This is a genomic window from Campylobacter sp. JH32, assembly GCF_017846535.1.
Lineage (GTDB): Bacteria > Campylobacterota > Campylobacteria > Campylobacterales > Campylobacteraceae > Campylobacter_D > Campylobacter_D coli.
Map to the genome: position 1 here is coordinate 39885 of NZ_JAEQBS010000007.1, position 12507 is coordinate 52391.

Genomic DNA, 12507 nt, shown 5'->3' on the forward strand with positions numbered 1-12507 from the left:
TAAAAAATGGATTTTTTTAAACTCAAAGAAAATGGTACCAATGTTCGAACTGAAGTTGTAGCAGGATTAACAACTTTTTTAGCCATGGTTTATATCATTCCTGTAAATTCAAGCATAGTAGGCAATACAGGCATGCCGATAGAAGCTTTAATTACTGCAACTGCTTTAATTACTATTGTTGCAACTGCTTTTAATGCCTTTTTTGCTAATACTCCAGTAGCCATGAGTGTTGGAATGGGTTTGAATGCTTATTTTACTTTTGCAGTTTGCTTAGGACAAAAAATACCATGGCAAAGTGCCTTAGGGGCAGTCTTTATCTCAAGTATTATTTTTCTAATCCTTTCTTTTACCCCCTTTCGCCTTTGGGTTATACGCAATATACCTAAAGATTTGCGCTTAGCCATTTGCGCAGGGATTGGATGCTTTATCGCTTTTTTAGGCTTAAGTCAAATGGGCATTATAACGCCAAATAAAGATACTTTAGTCAGCATAGGAAATTTTAAAAATCCCCATGTGCTTTTTGGAATTTTTACCCTCATTTTAATTGTATTTTTTTGGGCTATAAAACTAAGAGGGGCTTTTATTTTAGGAGTTTTAATAAGCTCTATTATAGCTTGGATTTTTGGGATTGATAATGCAAGTTTTCCTAAGCAAATCCTTTCTTTACCTAATTTTAGTAGTGACAATGGCTTAGGAGCTATTTTTTTAGAACTTGATATCAAAAGTGCTTTAAATATCACTATGATACCTATTATCCTTACTTTTTTTATCACTCAACTTTTTGATAGCATAGGCACTATCACGGGTATAGGCGAGAGGGGTAAAATTTTTGATGATGCAAAAGATGGAGAGAAAAAACTAGGTAAAACCCTTATGGCAGATGCTACAGGTTCAGCTCTAGGTGCACTAGGCGGAACTTCGACTGTAACTGCTTTTGTAGAAAGTACAACAGGGGTTGAAAGTGGAGGTAGAACAGGACTTACCGCTTTAGTTGTGGCTATTTGCTTTGCTTTCACACTTTTTTTGCTCCCACTTTTTAAAGCTATTCCCGCAAATGCTATATATCCTGTACTTGTAATGGTAGGAATTTTAATGTTTATGGAAGTTAAAAATATAGACTTTAAAGACAGTGCTATTGCAGTAGCTAGCTTTTTTACTATCATTATGATGCCTTTTACTTATTCGATTACCACAGGTTTTGCCTTTGGTTTTCTTTCTTATTTATTGGTTCGAATTTTTAAGAGAGAATGGGATAAGATTAATCTTGGTATTATAGTTTTAAGCTTAATTTCCTTAGGAAATTTCTTACTCATTGCTTTGCAATAAAAAAAGGGGACAAAAATGATTTTTTATTCTTATGAAGAATTTAAAGAAGATGTAAAAATTTTGGCTAAAGAAATCAAAGAAGATTTTAATCCTGATGCACTTTTAGCCATAGCAAGAGGAGGAATGAGTTTAGGACATTCTTTAGCAGTTGCTCTTCAAACACGCAAGCTTTTTGCTCTAAATTCTATCCACTATGATGATACAAAAAAACTTGATACTATTGAGATTTTTAATATTCCTGATCTTAGCAAGTACAAAAAAATTCTACTCATTGATGATATTGTAGATAGTGGGGAAAGTTTGGCTGAAATTAAAAAGGTTTTACTTGAAAAATTTCCACATATAGAACTTAAAGTTGCTACGATTTTTTATAAAAAAACTGCACTTTTAGAACCCGAATTTAAGGTAAAAGAAGCTAAAGAATGGGTTGAATTTTACTGGGATATTCATATTGATTAGAATCTGCTATAATAACGGCTTTTAATCTTAGGAGTTTTATTTGAAATTAAAATTAATATCCTGTATTTTACTCTTTAGCACAATCTTTGCTTTTGCAAATGAGCTTGATTTAAATGATTTTGAAGAAGAGTATCAAAGCTATAAAGTAAATGACCCACTTTATGGGTACAATAAAGCAATGACAAGCTTTAATGTAGCTTTGTATGATTATAGCCTTCGTCCTATTCTTAAAGGCTACAATGCTATCACTCCTGAATTTATTCGCACGGGCGTAAGAAATTTTTTTGATAATTTATTTGCACCCCTACGCTTTGTAGGCAATGTCTTGCAATTTAAATTTGAAGAAGCAGGAGAAGAATTTAAAAGATTTAGTGCTAATACCATTATGGGTTTTGGTGGGATTATGGATCCTGCAAGTAAAATGGGACTTAAAAAACACCCTGCTGATTTAGGAACTGTTTTAGCGCATTGGGGAGTGGGAAGCGGTTTTCATATCGTTTTGCCCATAATTGGACCTAGCAATTTAAGAGATACATTAACCCTACCTGCAACTTGGTATGCAAGCCCAACAGCTTATATCAATCCCACTTGGGCAAGCATAGCCATAAGCGCCTATGGCTTTGGAAATGAACTTAGCTTTAGACTTGATGAGATTGATGAGATTTATTATAACACTCCTAACTTATATCCGTTTATACGCGATGCTTACGAGCAAAGACGCAATGAACTTAGTAAATAAAGGAAAAAAATGAAAAAAATATTTTTAATTCTAGTTTTATCTTTAAATATTTTTGCCTTACAATTAGATGAAATTTCTAATACCATGCAAAAAAATATCAATAAAAGCCTACAACTTCTACAAAACAACAAAGAAGATAAAAAACAAGCTGCTGATGGAATTTTTCTAATTTTTGATCATATAATTGATTATAAACTCATGGCTCAACTGAGCCTTTCTAAAGATTATGCTAAATTAAGCCCTAAAGAACAAGAAAAATTTGCTAGTGCTTTTGAGGCAAGCCTTAAAAAAAGCTTTACAGATAAACTCGATCTTTATAAGGATCAAGTTTTAATGGTAAAAAATGGAGAATTAAAAAACGCAAAACGATATTTTTTAACCTCTTCGATGATAGTAGATGGGGAAGAAAAAAATATCATCTTTAAATTTTATAACAATAATAATGATTGGCTTATCTACGATATCGATGTTTTGGGTGTTAGTATAGTTCAAACCTATAGATCTCAATTTGGGGATATTTTAGCAAACCAAGATTTTGATACTCTACTTCAGAAACTTGAGAATATAACCATAGAATAATGTTTGCGAAATTCTTAAAAATTTTTATTTATCATCCAAAAAGTACTTTTTTTGCTACTCTTTTTATATGCTTATTTTTAAGCTTTTTCGCTTCTAAATTAAGCGTAGATGCAAGTGCTGAAAGCTTGCTTTTAGAGGATGATAAAGATTTAAAAATTTTTAGAGAACTTTCTAAACATTATAAAAGTGATAATTTTTTACTTTTAGCTTTTAAACCTGAAGATGAAAACCCTTTTTCAGGTAAAAATTTAAACAAATTAAAAGAGCTTCATCAAGAATTAGAACAAGTTTCATTAGTCAAGCGTGTTTTTAGCATTATCAATGCTCCTTTGCTCCAAAGTTCAGAAAATACAGACTTAAAAGAACTTTTAAAAAATATTCCCAATATACAAAGCAAGGATATTAACCTCACCAAAGCTCAAAATGAAATTTTAAACAGTCCTTTTTATAAAAACAATATCATTTCAAAAGATGGCAAAACAACAGGACTTATCATCTATCTTAAACCCGATACAATCTATAATGAACTCATAGAAAAACGCGATCTTAGCACAGATGAGAATAAAAAAGAGCAAATTCGCTTAGCAATTAAAAAACACCAAGAACAACAAAAAATCATTACAAAACAAGGCTTAGATACAATCAAAAATATCATCAAAAAATATGAAAAAAATGAGGATAGATTCTATCTTGGCGGGGTGAGTATGATTGCTGATGATATGATAACTTATATAAAATCTGATCTCATGCTCTATGGAATTTCTCTTGTGTTTTTATTAGCATGTGCACTTTATTGCTTTTTTCGTGCGTGGCGTTTTGTATTTTTACCTCTCTTTATTTGTTTTATAAGTTTAAGTGCGGCAAGTGGCGTTTTTGCTCTTTTAAATTTTCAAATCACGGTTATTTCTTCAAACTATGTTGCTTTGGTCTTAATCATCACTCTAAGCGTAGTCATTCACCTCATCACACATTTTATAGAAATTAGCAAGCTTTATCCAAAAGCTAAAATCGAACGCCTTGTACTTCAAACCCTACTTGCAAAAGCAAATCCTAGTTTTTATGCCATCATTACAACCATGATAGGCTTTTTCTCCCTCATGCTTTCAAATATAGAGCCTATCATAAAACTTGGTATTATGATGAGTATAGGTATAGGACTTGCACTTATTTTTAGCTATTTATTTTTAGCAAGTATTTTAGTGCTTCTTAAACTCAAAAAATACTACAAAAAAGAATTTAAATTTAATTTCTTAGCTTTTTGTGCTAAAACAAGCCTAGATCCTAAAAAACGCTCTATTATATACATACTCTCTATTACTACTATTATCTTGGCTCTAATAGGAATTTCTAAACTAAGAGTTGAAAATTCTTTTGTAAATTATTTTAAAGATGGAAGTGAAATCAAAAAAGGCTTATTGGTTATTGATAAAAATTTAGGCGGAACCCTGCCTTTGGATATTATCATTCGTTTTCCTGATAATAAAAACAACCCTAGTTTAAATGATGTATTTGATAGCTTTGAAAGCGAATTTGATGCTCTAGCAACAAAGGATACTTATTGGTTCAATTCTCAAAAAACGCGTATTGCAAAAAAGGTGCATGAATTTTTAGAAAATAAAGAATTCATAGGTTCGGTTTTAAGTCTTAATAGCCTTTTAAGTCTAGGAAAAAATATCAATGATGGCAAGGATTTAGATGATTTTACTCTTGCGTTTTTAAACGAAAATTTACCCCCAGAACTTAAGCAAGAACTTCTTTCACCCTTTGTTAATATAGAAGAAAATGAGTTAAGATTTAACATACGCATTATAGATTCTGATCCAAAACTAAGGCGTAATGAATTTCTAACAAATCTCAAGCAAGAGCTCGAAACACTTTTAAAAAATGATGGTGTGGAAATTCAAATCACAGGCATTATGCTACTTTATAATAATATGCTTCAAAGTCTTTTTTCATCACAATTTGATACACTTGTTTTTGTTATCTTAGTTATCTTTGTATTGTTTATCATTATTTTTAGAAGCTTGAAATTTTCAATTATTGCCCTACTGGTTAATATCATTCCTTTAAGTATGGTTTTTGCCCTTATGGGAATTTTAGGCATACCTTTAGATATGATGAGTATTACCATAGCTGCTATAGCCATAGGTATAGGCGTGGATGATACCATACATTATATCTATCGTTTTAAAGAAGAAATAAAAACCAAAAGCGTAGAAGAAGCGATTTTAGCTTCACATCTTAGCATAGGATCGGCACTTTATTATACAACCATTGGTATAGTTTTAGGTTTTAGCGTTATGATGAGTAGTAATTTTATTCCTACGATTTATTTTGGAGTTTTAACTGTATTTGTGATGATTTTACTTTTAAGTGGAAGCTTATTTTTGCTTCCAAGTCTTTTGGTTACAATTTATACTAAGAAAACCAAAGCTTTAAACCCGCATAAAGCACATAAATAAATACAACCACTAAAATATACTTGATAAAATTTCTCACCCTTTTCCTTTATTTAAAACTTTTAAAACAATCCTTGTAAGTTCCAAAGCTTTAAAACGATGCGAAAGTTGGTTTTTTTCATTATGGCTAAGTTCTGCTAAAGTTTTATCAAAGCCTTTAGGGATAAAAAGGCTATCATAGCCAAAGCCATTTTCACCTCTTTCTGTGTTAATTACATGTCCGTGCATAGTTCCATGCATTGTCCATTCACCCTCTAAGCTTACCAAAGCGATAGCAGCTACATAATGAACCTTACTTTTTTCAAAACCCAAAACTCTCATTTGTTTTACAAGCTCATCACGATTGCTTTTATCATCTCCCTTACCACTAAAACGCGCAGAATAAATTCCTGGCTTACCGCCCAAAACATCGACACAAATTCCGCTATCATCGCTTAAAACAATAAATTCATTTTTTTGATTTTCATCCAAAGCATTAAAAACCGCTCTTGCTTTTATAAGAGCATTTTCTTTAAAACTATTGCCATTTTCTTCTATTTCAAAGGCGGTTAAAATTTCATCAAAGGCATAAATTTCAAATTCTTTTAAAAGTTCTTTTAATTCTATAACTTTGTGTTTATTGCTTGTTGCTAATAAAATTTTCATTATCTTGCTCCAAAAATTGAATTATTTTCGCTAAATTATCATTTTTAATCCCTTGCCAAACTAAGAAAAAATCAAGTATATTCCATATAAAAAGAGCGACGATATTAAAAATCCATACTACAAGCATAGAAGATGAATCAAAAAAACCTGCAATAAGTAAACCTATAAAAATAAAAGCCCACATTGCCATTTTTGCAAAACCAAGCCCCATATCCCCTTTATAAAAACGATCAAAAGTAAGCCCTGATAAAATAAAAGCAGGTACTACGCCTAAAATAAGCCCTATAATAGGATTTTTCAATTCTAAATACCAAAAACGAAACAATGTTTCATCGCTTAAAGTTTCAATTTTATCTTTATAAGCTGCCAGCAGCTCTATATTTACTTTACCTTCCATTGCCAAAGAAAAAGTTTGAAAACGATTCATAAACCCATCCTTTTAAAAAATTAAAATCTTACTTTTTTAAGCCTTTTAAAAAGATAAAATAAAAAACTTAACAATCCTTAATATAATTCATAGTAAAATTATCTTTTTTTGTAAAATTTAAGATTTTTAGGAAACCAAATAATGCTAAATAATGTCTTACCCCTATCTTTTATCGTTGGAACAAGATTTTTTGGACTTTTTATAGTTTTGCCTGTGCTTAGCTTTTATGCTCTTGAACTCCAGGGTGCAAATGAATTTTTAGTAGGACTTCTAGTGGGTGTTTATGCTCTAACTCAAATGGCTTTACAAATGCCTTTTGGAATACTAAGTGATAAAATTGGACGCAAAAAAACCATGCTTATAGGACTGATTATCTTTATCATAGGCTCTTTAATCTGCTCTTGGGCTGATAATATTTATACAATGCTAATAGGCAGAATGCTTCAAGGTGCAGGGGCTATTGGTGCAGTAGCTACAGCAATGATTAGTGATTTTATCACTGAAGAAAATCGCGGTAAAGCTATGGCAATAATGGGATCTTTTATAGGACTATCTTTTGCAGCTTCTATGGTAATCTCGCCTTTAATGAGTGCTAAATGGGGGCTTTCTAGTCTTTTTGATCTTAGTGCTGTTTTATCGCTTTTGTGTATTATCTTGCTTTATACCGTCGTTCCAAAAGAAAATAAACTCACCCATGAAAATACCAAAACTCCTTTTTTTCATCTTATTAAACAAAAAAATTTAGCCCTAATGAATTTTACTAATTTCATGCAAAAAATGCTTATGAGTATAGCATTTTTAAGCATTCCTATCATTTTAGTAAAACATTTAGGCTTTGATGAACATAAACTTTGGATTGTTTATACAGCATCTATGATAGCAGGCTTTATCGCCATGGGATTTTCAGGAAGTTTAGGCGAAAAAAGAGGCTTAGCAAAGCAAATTTTACTTTTAGGGATAGCTTTTTTTATCCTTTCTTATATCTTTTTTGTTTTTTCTAGCACAATTACTTTCTTTATCGTTGCGGTTGTGATATTTTTTATAGGTTTTAACTTGCACGAGCCCATTATGCAAAGCTGTGCTTCTAAATTTTGTAAAGTACATGAAAAAGGCGCAGCTTTAGGACTTTTTAATGCTTTTGGATATGGTGGAAGTTTTATAGGAGGTATAATAGGAGGTATATTTTTACATCTTAATAAATTAGAATTACTGGCTATTATTTTAGTGATTTTGTCTATTGTTTGGTTTATAGCTTTGTTATATTTAAAAAATCCTTCTGAATTTAAAAATATTTATTTGCCTTTAGAAACGACTTTAAATTTGAGCGAATTTGGTAAAAATTTAGGCGTTGTAGATATATACAAAAACTCAAAAAATCTAGTCATTAAATTTGATAGCAAGCTAACAAATAAAGAAGAATTAGAAAGTAAAATTTAAATCAAAAATAAAAAAAACTTGAAATTTGATCTATAATTTTATTTTCTAAGGAAAGCTGACAACGCTTTTTATCACTAAGATAAGCTGTGCGAGTAAACAAACTCGTTTTTTGCAGAGTATTTTTAAAGCCAATTTGTATATTTACTTGCATGGTATAATAATTTTCAATATACCATTCCCCATTATTTTCAAAAGGATCAAAATCATAAAAAAATCTTCCCGAACTTGTAATTCTTTGAGCGTAAGAATGCTTTTTAAAATCTACAAGATTGATTAAAATTTCATAATCGGCATTCAAAGATACTTCTTTTAATCCTAAATTTTTAAGTCTTAAAGCTAATTCATCTTTTAGAGTACTTTGAATTTTGCTTGGATTTTGCAAAGTGATACTAAAACTTTGCCCTTGTTTAGCCTTTAAAAAAATGCCTTCATTGCTTGTTTGTATAGAGCTTTGAACAAAGGCAGGCTTTGCGCAAGCACTCAAAAAGAGTGCTAGAAATAAAACTGAAATTAGACGAATTTTTCTCATTATTTGATGATGGTTGGAGTAGCACTAAGGCCTAAAGAACGATATTTTTCATAAAGAGAAAATACTTCTTTTAACTCGCTATCGCTCACCTTTGGATAAGATTTGATATTTGCATCATAATATTTATTTAAAATAGCTATTTTCTCATCATCACTCTTAGCTTTTTTACTCTCTTTGTAAATCAATGCTGATTTTTCAAAAGCTGATTTACCATGCACTGGGGTTAAGATATAATTGACTTGATAATTTTTAAGCTCATCTTTAATCTGTACCAAATGATCTCTACAATAAGGACATTCTGGATCTGAAAATACATAAATAGCGGGTTTGCTTTTATCGCCTAAAGCTATAAGCATTGTTTCTTTTTGAACTACAGGTTTAACATTTTTAGTGAAATTTGCTCTAGCCTCTTGGAATTTTTTCATTTCATATTCTTGAGCATAAGAAGTTTTAGTTTTTAAATCAATAATATCAGGAACGATAAGATTATCTTTTGTAAAAAGAATTTGCTCTTGCTTTTGTCCTTCAAGCGTTATCGTAACAATTACGCTTTCAAAACCTGTATTTCCAACCTTTTGGCGATTACCTACACTCACTGTTGCATTTGGAAATTGTGCTTTAATGCTTTTGGAATAAAAATCACTGATTTCAGAATTGCTAGCAGCAAATAAAGACATTGAGCAAGCAAGGATTAAGCTTATTTTTTTCATTTATTTTCCTTAAAATCAAATATTAAGATTTTATTTTATAATGATATTCTAAATATTTGTTTTTAAAAATCTTTTTTCATCCTTTTTTTGCACCCTCTCATCTTTATCAAGATATTCTAAATAAGCTATGGCATATTTTCTTGAAAGATTAAAACGCTCTTTCATACTTTGTATATCAAGGCTTTGACTCTTTAAAATTTCTAAGCACTCTTGCATAAGCTTATCTAAGGCATTTTTTTCTACAAAAAGATTATGAGAAAGTCTTATAACGCGATTTTGCTTGGTAAGTTTTTTTAAAATTTCATCTCCACTTTTTCTGTCTAATTCTAAAAATTCGTATAAATTATAAGGTGCTTGAGGTTTTATGCCTTGTTTTTTAAGTATATTGTATAGCTCATCGTTGTTTTTTTCCCTAAGCTTTTCATAATTAATTCCTTTTTTAAAATACACTCCCTTTTCAAATTCAAGTAAATTTGATAGATTTTGAAGTCCAAATTCACAAAATTCCGCACTAGCCCAAGGAAGTCTTAGAGCTAAAGAGCTTGCTGAAAGCATGGCATAAGGATTTTTTTCAAGTATAAAAGAAATGAATTTTTTAAGCTCATCTAAGGCTAAGAGATTATAAATATTAAGATTTTTTTCATCTATAAAAACTCCATTTAATTCTTTGGCTAAATTCAAAGCTTCTTCATGACTTAACTTAAATCTTTGATAACTTGAAAGCAAGCCAAAGCCATATTTATGCGTATTTTTTAGAAATTCGAAAGCTTTTTTTAATTCTTTATTTTTCAAAAGCATTAAAAATTTGTTTTTTTGCTCCTTTTTCAAAGGCTCACTCACAGGATTTAAAACCTCTCCTCCGCCCACAACACGATTATTTTGCAATAAAATAAATTTTTCATTAAAACATAAAAAAAGATTTTTTTCAAATTCAAGATGAGCAAAAAATTCATTATTTTCTAACTCTTTTAAAATGCTTATCTTGCACTCTATGCTTTTTGCACCCACGCAAAAAAGCATTTTTTCATTTTTTAATCTTTTAGCTTTAATCAAAACATCACATTCTTTAAAGCCCTTAAAAAAACCTTTTTTACTTAAAACATAACCTTTTTTTAATTCTTTATAATCACAATTTAAGCTCAAAGCCACACGGTTAAAAGCTGAAATTTCAGCAAAATTACTTTCATGATTTTGTATATTTTTAACCACAAGTTCTTTTTGATTGTCAAGACAAATGATTTTTTCATTGAGGGAAATTTTGCCCTCATTAAGGCTTCCAGTAACTATAGTTCCTATACCTTTTAAAGAAAAAACCCTATCGATATAATAACGAAAAACAAGATTTGCATTAGCATTCTTACATTCTAAATTTAAAAGATAATTTTTTAAGCGCTCAATGCTCTCTTGATCCTTTATCGAAGTGTGAAACACTTTCATAGGTATAAACTCAAGTGAGTTTAGAATTTTTTGCTCTTGTTCCTTAGGATTTTCACATAAATCGCATTTGCTAAGCACCAAGATAATATCTTTGACACCTAAAAGTTCAAGTACTTCTAAATGCTCTATACTTTGTTCTTTTAAGCCCTCATTGATATCAACTACAAACAAACAAGCACTAAAACCAAAAACCCCGCTTATCATCGTTTTAACCAAGTCTTTATGACCTGGCACATCAATAAAAGAAAGGTGTTTTTGCTTATAGTTTAAATTAGAAAAACTTAAATTAATGGTAATTTGTCTTTCTTTTTCCTCTTTTAAACTATCTCCTTCAAAACCATTTATAGCTTTAATCAAAGAAGTTTTTCCATGATCAATATGCCCTGCAGTACCAATTAATAGCGATTTCATAAATTTTCCATGGTATTGATAATTTGAATTAATTTTGATAAATCTTTTTCTCTAATTGTCCTAAAATCCAGCACAAAAGCTTCATTTTCTATGCGACCTATGATATTTTTTGCTCTAAATTTTTCTTGCAGTTTTAAAGCATTGCCATTAAAAGCTAAAACATAAGTTTCTAAAGTTTTATCAGGCATAGAACCACCCCCTACCAAACTTTTACTCATTTTCAATTCACTTTTAATCTGAATTTCATTTTGTACCCTTAAAGCTTTTTCTTTAATATGAGCGATTTCATCATTTAAAAGCTTTAAACTTGTGATTTTTTCATAATCTTTTTCAAGATAAATCTTAAGACTTTCATTTAACAAAGCAAGTGTGATTTTATCTACTCTTAGCATTCTTAGCAGTTGATTTTCTTTAATTTTATCAATCAATTCTTTTTTACCCAGTATAATTCCAGCTTGCACACTACCAAAAAGCTTATCCCCACTAAAGCTCAAAATATCGCAATGCTTTATCAAATCTTTGATTTTAGGCTCATTTTTTATTAGTTTTGGATTTAAATTCTCACACCAACCCGAACCTAAATCATAATAACTCAAAAGTCCTTTTTCTTTAGCCAAATTTCCTAAATCCTTGATGCCAACCTCGCTATGAAAACCAATCAAAGCAAAATTAGATTTATGGGTTTTTAAAAGCATTTTAGTATTTTCGTTTATAGCTTTTTCATAATCTTTTAAATGCGTTTTATTGCTCGTACCTACTTCACAAAGCTTTACTCCTGCAGCTTTAATCACTTCACTCACACGAAAACTTCCGCCAATTTCAACAAGCTCACCCCTTGAAGTTACAAGTTCTTTGTCAAAACAAAGAGAATGAAGTACCAAAAAAACTGCTGCGGCGTTATTATTTACAACCAAAGCATCTTCGCATTCAAAAAGCATTTTAAGTTTTTCAAGCACCAAGGCATAACGACTTCCTCTTTTACCGCTTTCTAAGTCAAATTCGATATTAGCATAATTACAAAGCACATCTTTGGACTTTTCAAACATACTCTCATCAATAACACTACGCCCCAAATTTGTATGAATAACCACACCCGTAGCATTAATGACACTTTGTAAATCTTTGCGTAAATGTTTTTGAATTTCTTGCTGTATTTTTTCTAAAATAGTATTTTTATCTAGCAAATCTTCGCTTATATTCGCCTTGAGTTTAGCGACAACACTTTTGCAAAAATAAGATCTTAAATAAAAAGGATATTCTTTTAAACTCTCATCATCAATCAAGCTTCCAATTTGTGGAAAAGTTCTAAATTTGTTCATCTTAAGCCTTAAGAAAATATTTGGTTATTT

The 12507-nt window shown here is 30.3% G+C and carries 12 protein-coding genes; 6 read left to right on the forward strand and 6 right to left on the reverse strand.

What is annotated here, in order from left to right:
• The first annotated feature begins 6 nt into the window (after nt 1–6).
• The 5 genes from KAR67_RS06230 to KAR67_RS06250 are packed head-to-tail and all read left to right on the forward strand — an operon-like array spanning nt 7 to nt 5565.
• Nucleotides 7–1326: an NCS2 family permease gene (locus KAR67_RS06230; protein WP_002792142.1), complete on the forward strand. Its 1320-nt coding sequence runs from the start codon at nt 7–9 to the stop codon at nt 1324–1326.
• A 15-nt stretch (nt 1327–1341) separates the two neighbouring features.
• The gene (locus KAR67_RS06235) at nt 1342–1785 is read left to right on the forward strand and encodes a phosphoribosyltransferase family protein (RefSeq protein WP_002785706.1); all 444 of its coding nucleotides are present in this window, start codon (nt 1342–1344) and stop codon (nt 1783–1785) included.
• Between the two features lie 40 nt (nt 1786–1825).
• Nucleotides 1826–2524 carry a VacJ family lipoprotein gene (locus KAR67_RS06240; protein ID WP_170876429.1) on the forward strand — a complete coding sequence of 233 codons (699 nt, stop codon included), beginning with the start codon at nt 1826–1828 and terminating at the stop codon, nt 2522–2524.
• Between the two features lie 9 nt (nt 2525–2533).
• Nucleotides 2534–3103 (forward strand): ABC transporter substrate-binding protein, encoded by a 570-nt coding sequence (locus KAR67_RS06245; RefSeq protein WP_060787533.1) that lies wholly within the window; start codon nt 2534–2536, stop codon nt 3101–3103.
• On the forward strand, nt 3103–5565 hold the full coding sequence (locus KAR67_RS06250) for an MMPL family transporter (protein WP_052774882.1): 2463 nt from the start codon (nt 3103–3105) through the stop codon (nt 5563–5565). The genes KAR67_RS06245 and KAR67_RS06250 overlap by 1 nt, the downstream gene beginning before the upstream one ends.
• A 33-nt stretch (nt 5566–5598) precedes the next feature.
• Here KAR67_RS06250 and rdgB read toward each other — a convergent pair whose 3' ends face one another.
• Both rdgB and KAR67_RS06260 read right to left on the reverse strand, forming a co-directional pair.
• A complete protein-coding gene (gene rdgB / locus KAR67_RS06255; RefSeq protein WP_002777815.1) occupies nt 5599–6207 on the reverse strand; it encodes an RdgB/HAM1 family non-canonical purine NTP pyrophosphatase in 609 nt (202 codons plus the stop codon).
• Nucleotides 6179–6634 (reverse strand): hypothetical protein, encoded by a 456-nt coding sequence (locus KAR67_RS06260; protein WP_002777817.1) that lies wholly within the window; start codon nt 6632–6634, stop codon nt 6179–6181. The genes rdgB and KAR67_RS06260 overlap by 29 nt, the downstream gene beginning before the upstream one ends.
• A gap of 141 nt (nt 6635–6775) precedes the next feature.
• Here KAR67_RS06260 and KAR67_RS06265 point away from each other — a divergent pair, with 141 nt between their 5' ends.
• Nucleotides 6776–8071, forward strand: coding sequence for an MFS transporter (locus tag KAR67_RS06265; RefSeq protein WP_002783899.1), 1296 nt, complete (start codon nt 6776–6778; stop codon nt 8069–8071).
• Between the two features lies 1 nt (nt 8072).
• Here KAR67_RS06265 and KAR67_RS06270 read toward each other — a convergent pair whose 3' ends face one another.
• Genes KAR67_RS06270 through selA form a run of 4 tightly spaced genes read right to left on the reverse strand, consistent with a single transcriptional unit; the run spans nt 8073 to nt 12477 of the window.
• The gene (locus tag KAR67_RS06270) at nt 8073–8555 is read right to left on the reverse strand and encodes a hypothetical protein (protein ID WP_002777825.1); all 483 of its coding nucleotides are present in this window, start codon (nt 8553–8555) and stop codon (nt 8073–8075) included.
• Nucleotides 8556–8599: 44 nt separating this feature from the next.
• Nucleotides 8600–9310 (reverse strand): DsbA family protein, encoded by a 711-nt coding sequence (locus KAR67_RS06275; RefSeq protein WP_057030642.1) that lies wholly within the window; start codon nt 9308–9310, stop codon nt 8600–8602.
• Between the two features lie 48 nt (nt 9311–9358).
• Entirely contained in the window at nt 9359–11158 is a 1800-nt protein-coding gene (gene selB / locus KAR67_RS06280) for a selenocysteine-specific translation elongation factor (protein ID WP_002792148.1), read from the reverse strand.
• Nucleotides 11155–12477 (reverse strand): L-seryl-tRNA(Sec) selenium transferase, encoded by a 1323-nt coding sequence (gene selA, locus KAR67_RS06285; protein WP_002780477.1) that lies wholly within the window; start codon nt 12475–12477, stop codon nt 11155–11157. The genes selB and selA overlap by 4 nt, the downstream gene beginning before the upstream one ends.
• Nucleotides 12478–12507 lie beyond the last annotated feature (30 nt).

Bases quoted from the DNA above. Each gene is read 5' to 3' on its own strand.
- selB (WP_002792148.1), bottom strand. From the start codon at position 11,158: ATGAAATCGCTATTAATTGGTACTGCAGGGCATATTGATCATGGAAAA.
- rdgB (WP_002777815.1), bottom strand. From the start codon at position 6,207: ATGAAAATTTTATTAGCAACAAGCAATAAACACAAAGTTATAGAATTA.
- KAR67_RS06250 (WP_052774882.1), top strand. From the start codon at position 3,103: ATGTTTGCGAAATTCTTAAAAATTTTTATTTATCATCCAAAAAGTACT.
- selA (WP_002780477.1), bottom strand. From the start codon at position 12,477: ATGAACAAATTTAGAACTTTTCCACAAATTGGAAGCTTGATTGATGAT.
- KAR67_RS06275 (WP_057030642.1), bottom strand. From the start codon at position 9,310: ATGAAAAAAATAAGCTTAATCCTTGCTTGCTCAATGTCTTTATTTGCT.
- KAR67_RS06260 (WP_002777817.1), bottom strand. From the start codon at position 6,634: ATGAATCGTTTTCAAACTTTTTCTTTGGCAATGGAAGGTAAAGTAAAT.
- KAR67_RS06235 (WP_002785706.1), top strand. From the start codon at position 1,342: ATGATTTTTTATTCTTATGAAGAATTTAAAGAAGATGTAAAAATTTTG.
- KAR67_RS06245 (WP_060787533.1), top strand. From the start codon at position 2,534: ATGAAAAAAATATTTTTAATTCTAGTTTTATCTTTAAATATTTTTGCC.
- KAR67_RS06265 (WP_002783899.1), top strand. From the start codon at position 6,776: ATGCTAAATAATGTCTTACCCCTATCTTTTATCGTTGGAACAAGATTT.
- KAR67_RS06230 (WP_002792142.1), top strand. From the start codon at position 7: ATGGATTTTTTTAAACTCAAAGAAAATGGTACCAATGTTCGAACTGAA.